This window comes from Algibacter sp. L3A6 (genome assembly GCF_009796825.1).
Classification (GTDB): domain Bacteria; phylum Bacteroidota; class Bacteroidia; order Flavobacteriales; family Flavobacteriaceae; genus Algibacter.
The window spans coordinates 2,313,518-2,330,098 of sequence record NZ_CP047030.1 but is presented as its reverse complement, the minus strand read 5'-3'; the positions used below and the strand labels follow the sequence as shown (position 1 = coordinate 2,330,098).

Here is a 16,581-nt window from a genome sequence, read left to right as displayed (position 1 = left end):
TGTGACGTTTTTATGAGGAAAATAATCACGGCTTTTCTGTTTTTTACTATGTTTCTTGGTTTCTCGCAAACCAAAGAAATAGATAGTCTATTTATAGAACTCGCTTTCCAAAAACAAGACTCGACTAAGGTTGTTCCCTATTTACATTTAATTAAATCGCTTTATGCTCTAAAAGAGTATGATAGAGGTATGAAATATGTTCAGGCTAGTGAAAAACTATCCTATTCTTTCAACTACCAAAAAGGTATCGCCGAAACTACATTTTACAAAGCATTGTATTATGCAGAAAAGAACGACTACATCAATGCCATAAGTGGCTTTGCGAAAGCGAAAAATTTATTTGTAGAACAGCGAGATACTATTGCTGTAGCTAAAGTGCACAACAGTATTGGCACATTAGAAAGTAACCGTGGTAACTTCACTAAAGGTATAGAACATGCTTTAGCGGCAACAAAAACACTTGAACATAGTGATTTACAAGAAGAGCTTAGCGTAGCATACAATACTTTAGCCGAAAGCTATTACCACACAAATGCACAAAATCTCGCTATAACTTACAACATAAAAGCATTAGCGCTACAGGAACAATTAAAAGACTCTAGCGGAGTAAACAGCACGTATCAAAGACTTTCTGATCTTTATTATAAAAAGGAGGAGCATAAAAAATCTATATTTTATTTTGAAAAGTTACTGAGTCTAAATGAGTATTCAGATACATTAAGAGCGTCCATATACCCTAAATTAGGTGGTGAATATTTAGCTATTAAAAACTATGATAAGGCAACAAATTACCTAATTAAAGGCTACAACTTAAATCGTGCGAGTAATAACAAGCGCAATTTACTTACCGTATTAAACAATCTTGGTGATTTAAACTTGCAGAAAAACCGATTAAAGACTGCTAAAAATCAACTTCTTGAAGCTGGAGAAATTGCAAAAAACTTAAACAATAAACAGGAGTTACTTAAGCAATACAAGTTAATGAAGGCCGTAGATTCTACACAACGGAATTTCTATAATGCTTTTATTTGGCAAGGTAAATATTATGAATTAAAAGCAGACTTAAACGTTCCTATTGAAGTCGTGCAAGCTCCTGTAGCGAGTCCGACTACAATAGACTTTGCTACTCAGGTTAATGATACATTAACGTCTTCAAACTTAGTACAAGACAGTAAAGATGTTGATGAAAGCGCTTCAGGTAGTCGATTAAAATTTAATCACTATAATTTCTATGTGTATTTCTTAGTATTCGCACTTTGTATTGCCGTTTTGATTTTAATATTCCTATATAATAGAGGAAGTAAGAATACTAAAAGAATAGCTGAACTAGAAGAAAAAAACACTTTAATTGAATTAGAAAACGCTGCATTATTAGAAGAAACACAAAACCTAGAAAATGTAATAAATGTAAAAGATAAATTGTTCTCAATTATCTCTCACGATTTAAAAGATTCGCTATCATCTATAACTGGTTTTATTAATTTACTAAAAGATGGTTCTTTAACAAAAGAAGAGTTCGACGCCTTAATCCCTGAGTTAAGTGAAAATGCAAACAACGCATCACTGCTCCTTTTTAATCTATTAAACTGGTCTAAGTCTCAAATGCAATCTTTAGAGCCTAAGCCAACCCTATTTGATGTTCAGGAAGTCTTTAAAGACAAAGTGCAACTTATTGAACAAAGAATGGAGAAAAAGGGCATTACTTTAATGAACAATTCGCTTCGTGATTTCGCTTTCGCGGATAGAAGCATGTTTGAAATAGTAATACAAAATCTATTAGCCAATGCGCTTAAATTCTGTAAAAAAGGTGATGTTATTAGTATTACCAACCATATAAATAATGGAAGTTGTATTGTAAGTATTGCCGATACCGGTATTGGAATTCCTGAGGAAAACATTAACAAACTCTTTAAAAGCACTCCGTTTACAACCTCTGGTACAAATAATGAAAAAGGCACAGGCTTAGGCTTACCTATTTGTAAAGAACTGGTTGAACTTAACAACGGTAAAATTTGGGTAGAAAGTATGGCAAACGTTGGTACTACATTTTACATTCAATTACCCAAATCGAAACCTGAAGAATAAACTTTAAGCTTTTGGTAGAAATACTTCGGCCATCATACAGCGAGCGCTACCACCACCACAAAATTCTATAGTACTTAAAGAACTCGATAGTATTTTAGTATGTTGTTCTATAGTATTTATTTGTTGTTTTGTTAAGCTATCATAAGCCGACTGACTCATTATTAAATACGAAGTATCATCACTTCCTTTTACCTGAAGCATATTGCCCGCAAAATTATTAACCTGATCTTCCGTAATATCGATAATAGTTTTTCCGTCTTCTTTTAAATGCTTTAACACATTTTTGCGTTCCTTTTTATCATCAATACTGCTTAAACAAATTACCGCAAAAGTTTCTCCAACACACATCATTACGTTTGTGTGATAAATAGCTTTCCTATTTCCTTCAACAGTTTGATTCGCATTAAAAATAACAGGAAAAAATTCAAAGTCTTCGCAGAATTCTATAAATAAATCTTCGTCGGCTCTTGGAGATAACGCACAATAAGCTTTACGATTTACACGATCTAGAATTACACTTCCAGTTCCTTCTAAAAAAACATCTTCATCTTCCGCTGTTGTATAATCTATAACGTTATTTATTACAAATCCATTTTCTTCGAGAGTTTCCAAAATATCTTCACGACGCTCTACACGACGGTTTTCGGCAAACATAGGATATAATCCAACATTCCCGTTTTCGTGAAATGACACCCAATTATTAGGAAAAATAGAGTCTGGCGTATCGGTATCCTCGGTATCATTAACCACAATTACGTTTACCCCAATGTTTCTTAATTTATCAACGTAAATATCGAATTCCTGCTGAGCTTTTGCATTAACCGTTTTAGGTAAAGTATTTTCTAAATCCTTTTGGTAATAATTATTTACGGCCGTTTGCTCATTCATCCTAAAATTAACCGGACGAATCATTAAAATAGTATTTGTTGTTTGTTGCATAATGTATTACGATTGTATTACAAAAGTATTATTAAATATATAGTTGAAAATTTAATCTCGAATTAAAGGCATGGTTGTACAGCGCAACAAACCTTCTTGTTTACTTATTTCAGCATAAGGTACTTCTTCAACAGTGAAGCCTTCAGACCTTAACCAAGTATTTAAACGTGTGAAGTTTTTTTCTGAAATAATAACATCTTCCGAAATTGAAAAAACATTGCTATTCATCTGGTACATTTCATCTTTAGTGATTTGAAAAACGTTATCTTTTCCGAAGAAATCGACTAGCCATTGGTATTCTTTTTCAACTAAAAAACCATTTTTATGAATGATAGCTTTTCCTTTTCCTATTGGTTGAAAACAGCAATCTAAATGCAACGCATTTTCTTTGGCATTAGTATTTGATTTTCTAAGCTCAAAAGATTTTACTGTTTTTTCTGGAAACAATTCTTGTATGGCAATAACAGCGTCCATATTAGTGCGCGCCGTAATTAAGTCTGGATAATCTTCACCAGAATATGTACCAATAAAAATATAATCGTTCCACGGCATCACATCACCACCTTCAACATGGCAATCTTCTGGCAGAATAATTCTATTATTTACATCTATTTGATCGCAGATATATTGAATAGCTTCTACCTCTTCTTCTCTATCTGGTAAAATATTAGCTCTTATTATTTTATCTTCAATTACAAAAGCAATATCTCTAGAGAATATTTGATTACAATTTTCAATAACTTCTGGTCGATAAACTTTTACATCATACTTTTTAAAAACCTCTAAAACGGCATCCATTTCAGCAATCATATCAGCTTCTTTTGGGTAAGTACCAGATAATACATGCTCCACACTTTTGGGATCATAACAATCTTCTGCAGCCGGCACAGGACCATTACTTTTAGCTATTCCTAAAATAACAGCGCGAAGTCTAGATGTTTCGTTTTTAACATTGAGTTTTATCATGTTGTAAATATAAAAAAGGTCTATAACAATTAAGTTATAGACCTTTCTTTATTTTTTTAAAAGACTATTTTATCTTTCCTCTAAAGGTTTAAAACCTCTTAAAGTTTCACCTACATATAATTGTCTTGGACGACCAATTGGTTCTTTCTTTAAACGCATTTCACGCCATTGAGCGATCCAACCTGGTAAACGACCTAATGCAAACATTACTGTAAACATATCTGTTGGAATTCCCATACCTCTGTATATAATTCCTGAATAGAAATCTACGTTCGGGTATAATTTTCTATCAACAAAATACGGATCTTCTAAAGCTTCTTTTTCAAGACCTTTTGCAATATCTAAAATAGGATCTTCTACACCTAAATCTCCTAATACTTCATCGGCAGCAACTTTAATTATTTTTGCACGTGGATCGAAGTTTTTATAAACACGGTGACCAAAGCCCATTAAACGGAAAGGATCTTCCTTGTCTTTAGCTTTTGCCATATACTTTTTAGTATCTCCACCATCAGCTTTAATACCTTCAAGCATTTCTAAAACAGCTTGGTTAGCACCACCGTGAAGTGGACCCCAAAGTGCAGAAATACCAGCAGAAATCGAAGCAAATAATCCGGCATGAGATGAACCTACAATTCTTACTGTAGATGTAGAACAGTTTTGCTCGTGATCTGCATGTAAAATTAATAATTTATCTAAGGCGTTTACTAAAATTTTACTTTGAGTATACTCCTCGTTTGGTTCTTTAAACATCATTTTTAAGATGTTTTCAACATAACCTAAATTTTTATCTCCATAATCAAGTGGTAATCCACTCTTTTTACGCATTGTCCATGCTACTAACACAGGGAATTTACCTAAAAGACGTACAACAGATTGGTACATGTCTTCTTCAGAATCTACATTAACACAACTTGGATTAAAAGCTGTTAACGCACTTGTTAAAGATGATAACACGCCCATTGGGTGTGCTGATTTAGGGAATGCATCTAAAATTTTATGAACATCCTCGTCAACTATAGAGTTTTTCTTGATATCATCATGAAACTTATCAAGTTGAGCTTTGTTTGGAAGCTCTCCAAAGATTAAAAGAAATGCAACTTCTAAGAAGTCTGCTTTTTCAGCTAACTCTTCGATAGAATACCCTCTATATCTTAAAATACCTTTTTCACCATCTAAAAATGTAATAGCACTTTCACACGATCCTGTATTTTTATAACCTGGGTCTATTGTTGTTACACCACCAGTAACGCTTCTAAGCGTTTTAATATCCATGGCTACTTCATTTTCTGTTCCTGTTACTAACGGGAACTCGTGTTTTTTGCCGTTTATTTCTAGTATAGCTTTATCTGACATAATTTTTTTAAAAAGTTTTAATTTAAGTTGCGCTAATTTACGAAATATCTATTTATTTATTTGAGAATATCGCAAACGATTTCGTCGATTTAAGAATTATTAACATGTATAGGAAATAAAAAAGCGATTATTAAAAAATAATCGCTTTTTACTCATAAACTTAAAATGAAGTTTACTTTATTTTGAATGCATTTTCTTGAGGAAAATAAGCTACTTCACCTAACTCTTCTTCAATACGAAGTAATTGGTTGTATTTAGCCATACGATCACTACGAGACGCAGATCCTGTTTTAATTTGCCCTGTATTTAATGCTACTGCTAAATCTGCAATAGTGTTATCTTCAGTTTCACCAGAACGGTGAGACATTACAGAAGTGTAACCAGCATTGTGTGCCATATTTACAGCTGCAATAGTTTCAGTTAAAGTTCCAATTTGGTTTACTTTAATTAAAATTGAATTTGCAATACCTTCTTTAATACCACGAGATAAACGCTCTACATTAGTTACAAATAAATCATCACCAACTAATTGAACTTTATCACCAACTAATTCAGTTAAGTATTTCCAACCTTCCCAATCGTTTTCATCCATACCATCTTCAATAGAGATAATTGGATATTTAGATACTAATTCAGCTAAATATTCTGCTTGTTCTTTAGAAGTTCTTACAACTCCTGAATCACCTTCGAACTTTTTATAATCGTAAACACCATTTTCAAAAAATTCTGCAGAAGCACAGTCTAACGCGATTTTTACTTCTTCGCCATATTTGTAACCAGCGTTTTCAACAGCTTTTGCAATAGTTTCTAGAGCATCTTCTGTCCCACCCGCTAAGTTTGGAGCAAAACCACCTTCATCACCAACAGCAGTACTTAAACCTCTGTCATGCAACACTTTTTTAAGGTTATGGAAAATTTCCGTTCCCATTTGCATAGCGTGTGTAAAGTTTTTAGCTTTTACAGGCATAATCATAAATTCTTGAAATGCAATTGGAGCATCACTATGAGAACCACCATTAATAATGTTCATCATTGGTAATGGTAACGTATTAGCAGAAACACCACCTACGTAACGGTATAATGGTAAACCTAACTCTCCAGCTGCAGCTTTAGCTACTGCTAAAGACACACCTAAAATGGCATTGGCTCCTAATTTAGATTTGTTTGGAGTTCCGTCTAACTCAATCATAATCTTATCGATTAGATTTTGTTCAAATACAGAAACACCTAATAATTCTTGAGCAATAATAGAATTTACATTGTCAACGGCTTTTAAAACACCTTTGCCCATGTAAGCATCACCACCATCTCTTAACTCAACAGCTTCATGTTCTCCTGTTGACGCTCCTGATGGTACAGCAGCTCTCCCTAAAACATCATTTTCTGTTACAACATCTACTTCAACAGTAGGATTTCCTCTAGAATCTAAAATTTGTCTAGCGTGAATATTAATTATTATGCTCATAATTTTGTTTATTTTAATCTTTTAATTATTTCAAATTTACGGTTAAATCTTGTTATTTTTTATATGTTTTAGAAGAAATTTGTAAAAACATATCTACAACGTTTTAGTAAAAGAAAACCCCAAATAATCGGTTGACTATTTGAGGTTTCTTGTTGTTATTTATTCTTAATGTTTTCGATAAATTGATCGAAAAGATAATCTGAATCGTGTGGTCCAGGACTTGCCTCAGGATGGTATTGTACAGAAAAACAGTTTTTATTTTTCATTGCTAAACCAGCAACTGTATCATCATTTAAATGTAAGTGTGTAATTTCTAAATCAGCATTTGCTTCAGCTTCTTCCCTATTCACGGCGAAACCATGATTTTGAGATGTAACTTCACCTTTACCAGTTTTTAAATTCTTTACAGGATGATTAATACCTCTGTGTCCGTTATGCATTTTATAAGTAGAGACACCATTTGCCAAAGCAATGACTTGGTGTCCAAGACAAATACCAAATAAAGGTAAGTCTCTTTTTATAATTTCTTTAGCTACTTCTTGAGCTTCTACTAATGGTTCTGGATCACCAGGTCCATTAGACAAGAAGTAACCATCAGGGTTAAAGGCTTCCAATTCCTCAAACTTAGCATTGTAAGGAAAAACTTTTATGTAAGCATCTCTCTTAGCTATATTTCTAAGGATATTCTTTTTGATACCAATATCCAAGGCAGCTACTTTATAAGTTGCATTTTCATCTCCGAAGAAATAAGGTTCTTTTGTTGATACTTTAGAAGCTAACTCTAAACCCTCCATATTAGGCTGCTCTGCCAATTGCTTCTTTAAACCTTCAACATTATCCACTTCGGTAGAAATAACAGCATTCATAGCTCCGTTGTCACGAATATAACTTACTAAAGCACGTGTGTCAACATCAGAAATAGCTAATAGATTATTCTTCTCTAAAAACTCTTCTAACGAACCATCAGAGTCTTCTCTTGAATACTCATAACTAAAGTTTTTAACAATAAGTCCTGCTATTTTAATAGAATCGGACTCCACTTCATTGTCATTAGTACCATAATTACCAATATGTGCATTGGTGGCAACCATTAATTGACCGTAATACGATGGATCGGTAAAAATTTCTTGATAACCGGTCATTCCAGTATTAAAACATACTTCTCCAAATGCAGTGCCTTGCTTGTTTGCTACTGCTTTACCGTAAAAAATGGTACCATCGGCTAATAAGATGATGGCTTTTTGTCTTTTTTGATATTTCATATAGTTGAGATAAAATTCCTTACATAAGGAACAAAAGTTTTACAAATTTGCGCAAAAAAAAGGATAAACTAAAATAGTTTATCCTTAATATATTAAATGCTTATTAACATTTATTCTTCTTCGTTTGATGCTTTAGTCTCAACAGGAGCAGCTTCTGGCTTAGAACCACCTCTTCTACTTCTTCTTGTTGTTTTCTTCTTAGCTTTATCAGCATTGTAAATCTCGTTGTAATCAACAAGTTCTATCATTGCCATATCAGCATTATCACCTAAACGATTTCCAAGTTTGATAATTCTTGTATATCCACCTGGTCTGTCACCGATTTTCGCAGCAACATCTCTAAATAATTCTGCTACAGCATCCTTTTGTCTTAAACGAGACATCACAATACGTCTGTTATGTGTTGTATCTTCTTTAGACTTAGTAATCATTGGTTCAACAAATTGCTTTAAAGCTTTTGCTTTTGCAACCGTTGTGTTAATACGTTTGTGTTCTATTAAAGAACAAGCCATATTAGCTAACATTGATTTTCTGTGGGCAGTTTTTCTACCTAAGTGGTTTATTTTTTTTCCGTGTCTCATGACATTTGTGTTATCATCTTGCTACTAAACTCGACATCGAGGAGCAAAATATGATTAATTAATCTTTATCTAATTTATATTTACTTAAGTCCATTCCGAAGTTTAAACCTTTAACATTTACAAGCTCTTCTAGCTCAGTTAAAGACTTCTTACCGAAGTTTCTGAATTTCATTAAATCATTTTTATTGAAAGATACTAAATCACCTAAAGTATCTACTTCAGCAGCTTTTAAACAATTAAGAGCACGTACCGATAAATCCATATCGATTAACTTAGTTTTAAGTAACTGACGCATGTGAAGAGATTCTTCATCATAAGTTTCAGTTTGTGCAATTTCATCAGCTTCTAATGTGATACGCTCATCAGAGAATAACATGAAGTGGTGAATTAACGTTTTAGCGCCTTCCGTTAAAGCGTCTTGTGGAGTAATTGATCCATCGGTGATGATTTCGAAAACTAATTTTTCATAATCAGTTTTTTGTTCAACACGATAGTTTTCAATACTATACTTAACATTCTTTATTGGTGTGTAAATTGAATCAGTAAAAATAGTTCCAATTGGTGCAGAAGCTTTCTTATTTTCTTCAGCAGGAACATATCCTCTACCTTTTTCAATTGTAATTTCCATATTGAAATTAACTTTTGGATCTAAGTTACAGATAACTAACTCTGTATTTAATACTTGAAAACCAGAAATAAACTTCTGAAAATCACCAGCTGTAATTTTATCTTGACCAGAAATTGAAATAGAGATAGACTCGTTATCAATATCTTCAATTTGTCTTTTAAAACGAGCTTGTTTTAAGTTTAAGATGATTTCTGTTACATCTTCCACTACTCCAGCAATTGCTGAAAACTCATGATCTACACCTTCTATTCTAACAGATGTGATAGCAAAACCTTCTAAAGAAGATAATAAAACTCTTCTTAGTGCATTGCCTACTGTTAGACCGTAACCTGGTTCTAATGGTCTGAATTCGAATTTACCTTCGAAATCAGTAGAATCAATCATGATTACTTTGTCAGGTTTCTGAAAATTAAATACTGCCATATTGTTCTTCGTTTTAATTGTTACTTAGTTGCGCGATTTAAAAGTATGAAGAAGACTAATAAATCCTTTGGCCAAATACCAATATAATTAATTATTATTTAGAGTATAATTCGACGATGAATTGCTCATTGATGTTTTCTGGAATCTGAATTCTAGCAGGAACAGAAACGTAAGTACCTTGCATAGTAGCAGTATTCCAAGTAATCCATTCGAATACTTGACTTGAGTTTGAAAGAGATCTATCGATCGCTTCAAGTGATTTAGATTTTTCTCTAACAGCAACAACATCTCCAGCTTTTAATGAGTAAGAAGGTATGTTTACCAATTCACCATTAACTGTAATGTGTCTGTGAGATACTAATTGTCTAGCACCACTTCTTGTTGGAGCAATCCCCATTCTAAATACCACGTTGTCTAATCTAGACTCGCAAAGTTGTAATAAAACTTCACCCGTAATACCTTGAGCAGCTCTTGCTTTCTTAAATAAACCTCTAAATTGACGCTCTAAAATACCGTAAGTATATTTAGCTTTTTGTTTTTCCATTAACTGGATTGCGTATTCAGATTTTTTTCCACGACGTCTAGCGTTTCCGTGTTGTCCTGGAGGATAATTTCTTTTTTCAAAAGATTTATCTTCTCCAAAAATTGCCTCGCCAAATTTACGAGCTATTTTAGTTTTAGGACCAGTATATCTTGCCATAATAAATTGATTTTAAGAGTGATTATGAATTAAGGTCTTAATCTTATCCTTCGATAATCGTTGATCTCCCGTATTGATACTTGTTAATAATTTCAGTTTGCAAATTTACACAAAAAATTAATACCACCTACATACGAGGTGATATTAATTTTTCTATACTTGCTTCATTTAAAGCACGCTATTTAAAACGTGATTAAACTCTTCTTCTTTTTGGAGGACGACATCCATTATGTGGTAATGGTGTAACATCAATAATTTCTGTTACTTCAATACCTGCATTATGAATAGAACGAATAGCAGATTCTCTACCATTCCCTGGTCCTTTAACATAAACCTTTACTTTCTTTAAGCCAGCTTCAGTTGCTACTCCTGCAGCATCTTCAGCAGCTAATTGAGCTGCATATGGTGTGTTTTTTTTAGACCCTCTAAATCCCATTTTACCAGCAGAAGACCATGAAATTACGTCTCCTTTTTTGTTGGTAAGTGAAATAATGATGTTATTGAAAGAAGCTGTAACGTGTGCTTCTCCAACTGCATCAACAATAACTTTACGTTTTTTTGTGCTTGTTTTTGCCATATTCTTTTAGCTTTTAGTTTTAGTGATAGTCGCTAGAATCCTAAACTATTATAATTTCAAACAGATTCCTTCCAACGTCTAAATACTAAAGACTAATTATTATTTAGTTGCCTTCTTCTTGTTAGCAACAGTTTTTCTTCTACCTTTTCTGGTTCTAGAGTTGTTCTTAGTACGTTGCCCTCTTAATGGAAGACCAGATCTATGACGAATACCTCTGTAACATCCAATATCCATTAATCGCTTAATGTTTAATTGAGTTTCAGAACGTAATTCACCTTCAATTGTAAATGTACCAACAGCATCACGAATGGCTGCTATTTGGTCATCATTCCAATCTTGAACTTTAATACTTTCATCAACTTTAGCTTCAGCTAAAATCTCTTTTGATCTACTTCTACCTACTCCGTAGATATAAGTTAAGGAAATTACTCCTCTTTTGTTTTTCGGTATGTCTACACCTGCAATTCTTGCCATAATTACCCTTGTCTTTGTTTAAATCTAGGATTCTTTTTGTTTATCACGTAAAGTCTGCCTTTTCTGCGCACGATTTTGCAATCTGCACTTCTCTTTTTAACTGATGCTCTTACTTTCATCGTATTCGTATTAGTATCTATAAGTTATTCGAGCCTTAGTTAAATCATAAGGACTCATTTCTAATTTCACTTTATCACCTGGTAATAACTTAATGTAATGCATACGCATTTTACCAGAGATGTGTGCTGTCACAATGTGACCGTTTTCTAATTCCACTCGGAACATCGCATTAGATAATGCTTCAATAATTGTTCCGTCTTGCTCTATTGCTGCTTGTTTTGCCATAGTATATATTAAGCTACTGCTTTTCTATTTTTACCTGTCTTCATCAAACCATCATAATGTCTATTTAACAAATAAGAATTTATTTGTTGCATAGTATCAATCGCAACACCCACCATAATTAATAATGATGTTCCTCCGAAAAATAAAGCCCAACCTTGTTGAACTCCCATAAGCTTAACAATAAAGGCTGGAAATACAGCTAAAAGTGCTAAAAATATAGAACCCGGTAAGGTAATTTGAGACATTATTTTATCTAAGTATTCAGATGTTTCAGACCCTGGACGTATACCTGGAATAAATCCACCGCTACGTTTTAAATCGTCTGCCATCTTGTTTGTTGGAACCGTAATTGCAGTATAAAAATATGTAAAAACAATTATTAATAAAGCAAATGTAACATTGTACCAAAAACCGAATATATCAGAATAATTAGTTTGCATCCATATTCCGGTTGCAGTTTCTTTTAAGAATGAAGAACCACCTATTAAACTAGGAACAAACATTATCGCCTGTGCAAATATAATTGGCATTACACCAGATGCATTAAGCTTTAACGGAATGTATTGTCTTGATCCAGCCATAGCAGCTTTTTCATAACCTCCTGTTGCTGTTCTTCTAGCATATTGTACGGCAATTTTTCTAACTCCCATAACCAACATAATAGAACCAAGGATTATTACAAACCAGATTACTAATTCAAAAAGAATAAGCATTACGTTATTCCCTTCTAATCTAGTAGCTGCATTTTGTAAAAAAACTTGTGGTAATCTTGCGATAATACCAACCATTATTAAAAGAGATATACCATTACCAATACCTTTATCTGTAATTTTCTCTCCTAACCACATAGCGAATATACAACCAGTAACTAGAATTGATACAGATGAAAAATAAAATAATGGACCTTGCCCTAATAAGAATGCGCTTTCAGGAATACCTAAAGCTGGTAAACTAGCTAAATATCCAGGTGCTTGTAACAAACAAATCGCTATTGTTAACCAACGCGTAATTTGAGTGATTTTCTTTTGACCACTTGCGCCTTCTTTTTGAAGCTTTTGCAAATAAGGAATTGCAATCCCCATCAACTGAACAACAATAGAAGCCGAAATGTAAGGCATGATACCTAAAGCAAATACCGAAGCATTAGCAAAAGCACCACCAGTAAAGGCATTAAGAATCCCTAATATTCCACTATCTGTCTTATCAGCTAAACTACCTAATAGCGTAGCATCGATTCCAGGTAAAACTATTTGAGCTCCAAAACGATAAACTAATAACAGACTTAATGTAATAAGAATTCTGTTTCTTAGTTCCTCTATTTTCCAAACATTCTTTAACGATTCTATAAATTTCATACTTAAAATAAGTCTTATAAAGTTACAGCTTCTCCTCCAGCAGCTTCAATAGCAGCTTTTGCTGAAGCAGTAAACTTATGAGCAGTTACTTTTAATTTTGCTTTTAATTCTCCACGTCCTAAGATCTTAACTAAATCGTTCTTATCTACTAAACGGTTTGTGAATAATGTTTCAAAATCAACTGTACCTTCAATTTTCTTGTCATCAACCAATTGTTGCAAAGTATCTAAATTGATGCCTTGGTGTTCAATACGGTTAATATTTGTAAAACCAAACTTAGGAACACGTCTTTGAAGAGGCATTTGACCACCTTCAAAACCTAATTTCTTAGAATATCCAGAACGAGACTTAGCACCTTTGTGACCACGTGTAGCAGTCCCACCTTTACCAGAACCTTGTCCACGACCTATTCTTTTTCCTTGATTTTTTACTGAACCTTCTGCAGGTTTTAAATTACTTAAATCCATTTTCAGTTATATTATTTTGTTTCTTCAACAGAAACTAAATGTGAAACTTTAGCAACCATACCAAGAATATTTGGTGTAGCCTCATGCTCTTTTACCTGACCAATCTTTTTAAGACCAAGAGCTTCTAAAGTTCTTTTTTGTCTTAGCGTACGATTGATTGCGCTTTTAACCTTTGTTACTTTAATTTTTGCCATCTCTGTCGTTATTAAGCGTTAAAAACTTGTTGAAGTGAAATACCTCTATCTCTTGCAATGGCATTCGCATCTCTTAATTGTAATAAAGCATCAAAAGTTGCTTTTACTACGTTATGAGGGTTTGAAGATCCTTGAGATTTAGATAATACATCGTGAATACCAACGGCCTCTAATACTGTACGTACAGCACCACCAGCAATTACACCTGTACCAGGAGCAGCAGGAATAATATTTACTCTTGCTCCACCAAATTTACCTTTTTGTTCGTGGGGTAAAGTTCCTTTAATGATAGGAATTCTAACTAGGTTTTTCTTAGCATCTTCGACAGCTTTTGCAATTGCACTAGCAACATCTTTAGATTTACCTAAACCTTGTCCTACAACACCAGCTTCATCACCAACCACAACGATTGCTGAGAAACCAAATGCTCTACCACCTTTAGTTACTTTAGTAACCCTTTGCACACCAACTAAACGATCCTTAAGATCTAATCCACCTGGTTTTACTAATTCTGCGCTTTTATATTTTTTGAACATAATTTCTTAAAATTTAAGTCCTGCGGCTCTAGCGCCATCAGCTAATGATTTAATTCTTCCGTGGTATAAATATCCACCTCTATCAAAAGCAATAGTTTCAACACCCGCTTTTAAAGCTTTTTCTCCTAATGCCTTACCAACTAGTTCAGCGATTTCAGATTTATTACCTTTTGCAGCACTTATGTCTTTATCTCTAGATGAAGAAGATGCTAACGTTTTACCGTTTACATCATCAACTACCTGAGCATAAATTTCTTTATTACTTCTATAAACAGCTAATCTAGGTCTAGCTTCTGTTCCAGAAACTACCTTGCGAATTCTGTTTTTTATTCTTAGTCGTCTTTCGTTCTTTGTCAATGCCATAACTAAATTATTATGCTGATTTACCAGCTTTTCTTCTTAATACTTCACCAACAAACTTCACACCTTTTCCTTTATAAGGCTCTGGTGGTCTGAATCCGCGTATCTTAGCAGCTACTTGACCAACTAATTGTTTATCGAATGATGTTAATTTTATAATTGGGTTTTTCCCTTTTTCTGAAACTGTTTCAACTTTTACTTCTTCAGCAATGTTTAAAACAATATTATGAGAAAATCCTAAAGCTAAGTCTAATTTTTGTCCTTGGTTTGATGCTCTGTAACCTACACCAACTAATTCTAATTCTTTAGTCCAACCTTTAGATACACCTTCTACCATGTTATTCATTAAAGATCTATATAAACCATGTTTGGCTTTTTGATCTTTAGAATCTGAAGAACGTGCTACCATCACATTACCATCTTCTACCTTAATTTCGACAGAATCGTAATTTTGTGTTAATTCACCTAATTTCCCTTTTACAGTTACTACGTTATCTTTAACGTCAACTGTTACACCTTCTGGAATGGCTACTGGATTATTTCCTATTCTTGACATTTCTTTCTGGTTTAAAAATTAGTGAACGTAACATAATACTTCGCCACCTACATTATCTCTTTTGGCTTGTTTACCTGTCATTACTCCGTGAGAAGTAGAAACAATAGCAACACCAAGTCCATTTAAGATTCTAGGCATATCATTAGAACTAGCATACTTACGTAAACCAGGAGTACTAATACGTTGAAGTTTTTTGATTACTGGCTCTTTTGTCTCTTTGTTGTACTTAAGTGCTATTTTAATAGAACCTTGTACTGAAGAGTCATCAAACTTGTAACTTAAAATATATCCTTGTTCGAATAATATTTTAGTGATGTCTTTTTTTAAATTAGATGCTGGAATCTCTACCACTCTGTGGTTAGCACGTACCGCGTTTCTAATTCTTGTCAAATAATCCGCAATTGGATCTGAGTACATAATGAATTGATTTTGTGATTTTGGTTTTCAACGTTGGTGTTGAACCTTAAATCCGATTATTTAAATAATATTACCAACTAGCTTTTCTTACACCTGGGATAAGACCTTGATTGGCCATCTCTCTAAATGTTACACGTGATAAACCAAAAGTTCTCATGTATCCTTTTGGTCTACCTGTTAATTTACATCTATTATGTTGACGAATAGGAGATGCATTTTTAGGTAACTTTTGTAATGCTTGGTAATCTCCAGCTTCTTTTAAAGCCTTACGTTTCTCAGCATACTTTGCTACTGTCTTTGATCTTTTTACCTCACGGGCTTTCATTGATTCTTTAGCCATATCTTAGTTCTTTTGAAAAGGTAATCCTAATTCGGTTAATAATGATTTTGCTTCTTTATCAGTTTCGGCAGTCGTTACAAATGTAATATCCATTCCCGAGATTTTATTAACTTTATCAATATTTATCTCTGGAAAAATAATTTGTTCAGTAATTCCTAAATTGTAATTACCACGTCCATCAAATCCTGTAGCTTTAATTCCGTTGAAATCTCTAACACGTGGAAGTGCAGAAGTAACTAAACGATCTAAAAACTCGTACATACGCTCTCCACGTAAAGTAACTTTTGCCCCAATTGGCATACCTTTACGTAATTTGAACGTTGCAACATCTTTTTTAGATAATGTCGAAATAGCTTTTTGTCCGGATATAGTACCTAACTCTTCTACTGCGTAGTCGATTAGTTTCTTATCTGCAACAGCAGCACCTACACCTTTAGATATTACTATCTTAGTCAGTTTAGGAACTTGCATTACATTTTTATATCCAAATTCGTCTGTAAGAGCTGCAATTACTTTGCTTTTATACTCTTCTTTAAGTCTTGGTGAATATGCCAT

Annotated in this window: 22 protein-coding genes; 1 reads left to right on the top strand and 21 read right to left on the bottom strand. The window is 33.4% G+C overall.

The window, feature by feature from the left end; all coding sequences use genetic code 11:
- Nucleotides 1-12: 12 nt before the first annotated feature.
- Complete coding sequence (locus GQR98_RS09770) at nt 13-2,085, top strand: tetratricopeptide repeat-containing sensor histidine kinase (protein ID WP_159019332.1); 2,073 nt, start codon at nt 13-15, stop codon at nt 2,083-2,085.
- A gap of 3 nt (nt 2,086-2,088) precedes the next feature.
- On the opposite strand, the gene ctlX is transcribed toward GQR98_RS09770, so the two are convergent.
- The 21 genes from ctlX to rplE form a co-directional block, all read right to left on the bottom strand.
- A complete protein-coding gene (gene ctlX, locus GQR98_RS09765) occupies nt 2,089-3,024 on the bottom strand; it encodes a citrulline utilization hydrolase CtlX (RefSeq protein ID WP_159019331.1) in 936 nt (311 codons plus the stop codon).
- 51 nt (nt 3,025-3,075) lie between these two features.
- The gene (locus GQR98_RS09760; RefSeq protein ID WP_159019330.1) at nt 3,076-3,990 is read right to left on the bottom strand and encodes a dimethylarginine dimethylaminohydrolase family protein; all 915 of its coding nucleotides are present in this window, start codon (nt 3,988-3,990) and stop codon (nt 3,076-3,078) included.
- 69 nt (nt 3,991-4,059) lie between these two features.
- The gene (locus GQR98_RS09755) at nt 4,060-5,346 is read right to left on the bottom strand and encodes a citrate synthase (RefSeq protein ID WP_042505209.1); all 1,287 of its coding nucleotides are present in this window, start codon (nt 5,344-5,346) and stop codon (nt 4,060-4,062) included.
- A gap of 172 nt (nt 5,347-5,518) precedes the next feature.
- Nucleotides 5,519-6,811, bottom strand: a complete 1,293-nt coding sequence (gene eno / locus GQR98_RS09750) for a phosphopyruvate hydratase (protein WP_159019329.1) — start codon at nt 6,809-6,811, stop codon at nt 5,519-5,521.
- Nucleotides 6,812-6,966: 155 nt separating this feature from the next.
- Nucleotides 6,967-8,073 (bottom strand): glutamine-hydrolyzing carbamoyl-phosphate synthase small subunit, encoded by a 1,107-nt coding sequence (gene carA, locus GQR98_RS09745; RefSeq protein ID WP_159019328.1) that lies wholly within the window; start codon nt 8,071-8,073, stop codon nt 6,967-6,969.
- Nucleotides 8,074-8,183: 110 nt separating this feature from the next.
- A complete protein-coding gene (rplQ, locus tag GQR98_RS09740) occupies nt 8,184-8,654 on the bottom strand; it encodes a 50S ribosomal protein L17 (protein WP_159019327.1) in 471 nt (156 codons plus the stop codon).
- A gap of 58 nt (nt 8,655-8,712) precedes the next feature.
- On the bottom strand, nt 8,713-9,705 hold the full coding sequence (locus tag GQR98_RS09735; RefSeq protein WP_042505212.1) for a DNA-directed RNA polymerase subunit alpha: 993 nt from the start codon (nt 9,703-9,705) through the stop codon (nt 8,713-8,715).
- A 94-nt stretch (nt 9,706-9,799) separates the two neighbouring features.
- Nucleotides 9,800-10,405 (bottom strand): 30S ribosomal protein S4, encoded by a 606-nt coding sequence (gene rpsD, locus GQR98_RS09730; protein WP_159019326.1) that lies wholly within the window; start codon nt 10,403-10,405, stop codon nt 9,800-9,802.
- A 193-nt stretch (nt 10,406-10,598) separates the two neighbouring features.
- On the bottom strand, nt 10,599-10,982 hold the full coding sequence (gene rpsK, locus GQR98_RS09725; RefSeq protein WP_042499157.1) for a 30S ribosomal protein S11: 384 nt from the start codon (nt 10,980-10,982) through the stop codon (nt 10,599-10,601).
- A gap of 99 nt (nt 10,983-11,081) precedes the next feature.
- Entirely contained in the window at nt 11,082-11,456 is a 375-nt protein-coding gene (rpsM, locus tag GQR98_RS09720; protein ID WP_042499155.1) for a 30S ribosomal protein S13, read from the bottom strand.
- Between the two features lie 2 nt (nt 11,457-11,458).
- Complete coding sequence (ykgO, locus tag GQR98_RS09715) at nt 11,459-11,575, bottom strand: type B 50S ribosomal protein L36 (protein ID WP_013305171.1); 117 nt, start codon at nt 11,573-11,575, stop codon at nt 11,459-11,461.
- Nucleotides 11,576-11,585: 10 nt separating this feature from the next.
- Entirely contained in the window at nt 11,586-11,801 is a 216-nt protein-coding gene (gene infA, locus GQR98_RS09710; protein WP_007094967.1) for a translation initiation factor IF-1, read from the bottom strand.
- 8 nt (nt 11,802-11,809) lie between these two features.
- Nucleotides 11,810-13,156 carry a preprotein translocase subunit SecY gene (gene secY / locus GQR98_RS09705; protein ID WP_074938996.1) on the bottom strand — a complete coding sequence of 449 codons (1,347 nt, stop codon included), beginning with the start codon at nt 13,154-13,156 and terminating at the stop codon, nt 11,810-11,812.
- Between the two features lie 14 nt (nt 13,157-13,170).
- A complete protein-coding gene (gene rplO, locus GQR98_RS09700) occupies nt 13,171-13,623 on the bottom strand; it encodes a 50S ribosomal protein L15 (protein ID WP_042499153.1) in 453 nt (150 codons plus the stop codon).
- Between the two features lie 11 nt (nt 13,624-13,634).
- Nucleotides 13,635-13,817, bottom strand: coding sequence for a 50S ribosomal protein L30 (gene rpmD / locus GQR98_RS09695; RefSeq protein ID WP_042499151.1), 183 nt, complete (start codon nt 13,815-13,817; stop codon nt 13,635-13,637).
- Nucleotides 13,818-13,828: 11 nt separating this feature from the next.
- Nucleotides 13,829-14,353 carry a 30S ribosomal protein S5 gene (gene rpsE / locus GQR98_RS09690; protein WP_042499149.1) on the bottom strand — a complete coding sequence of 175 codons (525 nt, stop codon included), beginning with the start codon at nt 14,351-14,353 and terminating at the stop codon, nt 13,829-13,831.
- Nucleotides 14,354-14,359: 6 nt separating this feature from the next.
- On the bottom strand, nt 14,360-14,716 hold the full coding sequence (gene rplR, locus GQR98_RS09685; RefSeq protein ID WP_159019325.1) for a 50S ribosomal protein L18: 357 nt from the start codon (nt 14,714-14,716) through the stop codon (nt 14,360-14,362).
- A 10-nt stretch (nt 14,717-14,726) separates the two neighbouring features.
- Nucleotides 14,727-15,269 (bottom strand): 50S ribosomal protein L6, encoded by a 543-nt coding sequence (gene rplF / locus GQR98_RS09680; RefSeq protein ID WP_159019324.1) that lies wholly within the window; start codon nt 15,267-15,269, stop codon nt 14,727-14,729.
- Between the two features lie 18 nt (nt 15,270-15,287).
- Nucleotides 15,288-15,686 carry a 30S ribosomal protein S8 gene (gene rpsH / locus GQR98_RS09675; RefSeq protein WP_042499143.1) on the bottom strand — a complete coding sequence of 133 codons (399 nt, stop codon included), beginning with the start codon at nt 15,684-15,686 and terminating at the stop codon, nt 15,288-15,290.
- 70 nt (nt 15,687-15,756) lie between these two features.
- Nucleotides 15,757-16,026: a 30S ribosomal protein S14 gene (gene rpsN, locus GQR98_RS09670; RefSeq protein WP_159019323.1), complete on the bottom strand. Its 270-nt coding sequence runs from the start codon at nt 16,024-16,026 to the stop codon at nt 15,757-15,759.
- 3 nt (nt 16,027-16,029) lie between these two features.
- Complete coding sequence (gene rplE, locus GQR98_RS09665) at nt 16,030-16,581, bottom strand: 50S ribosomal protein L5 (protein WP_159019322.1); 552 nt, start codon at nt 16,579-16,581, stop codon at nt 16,030-16,032.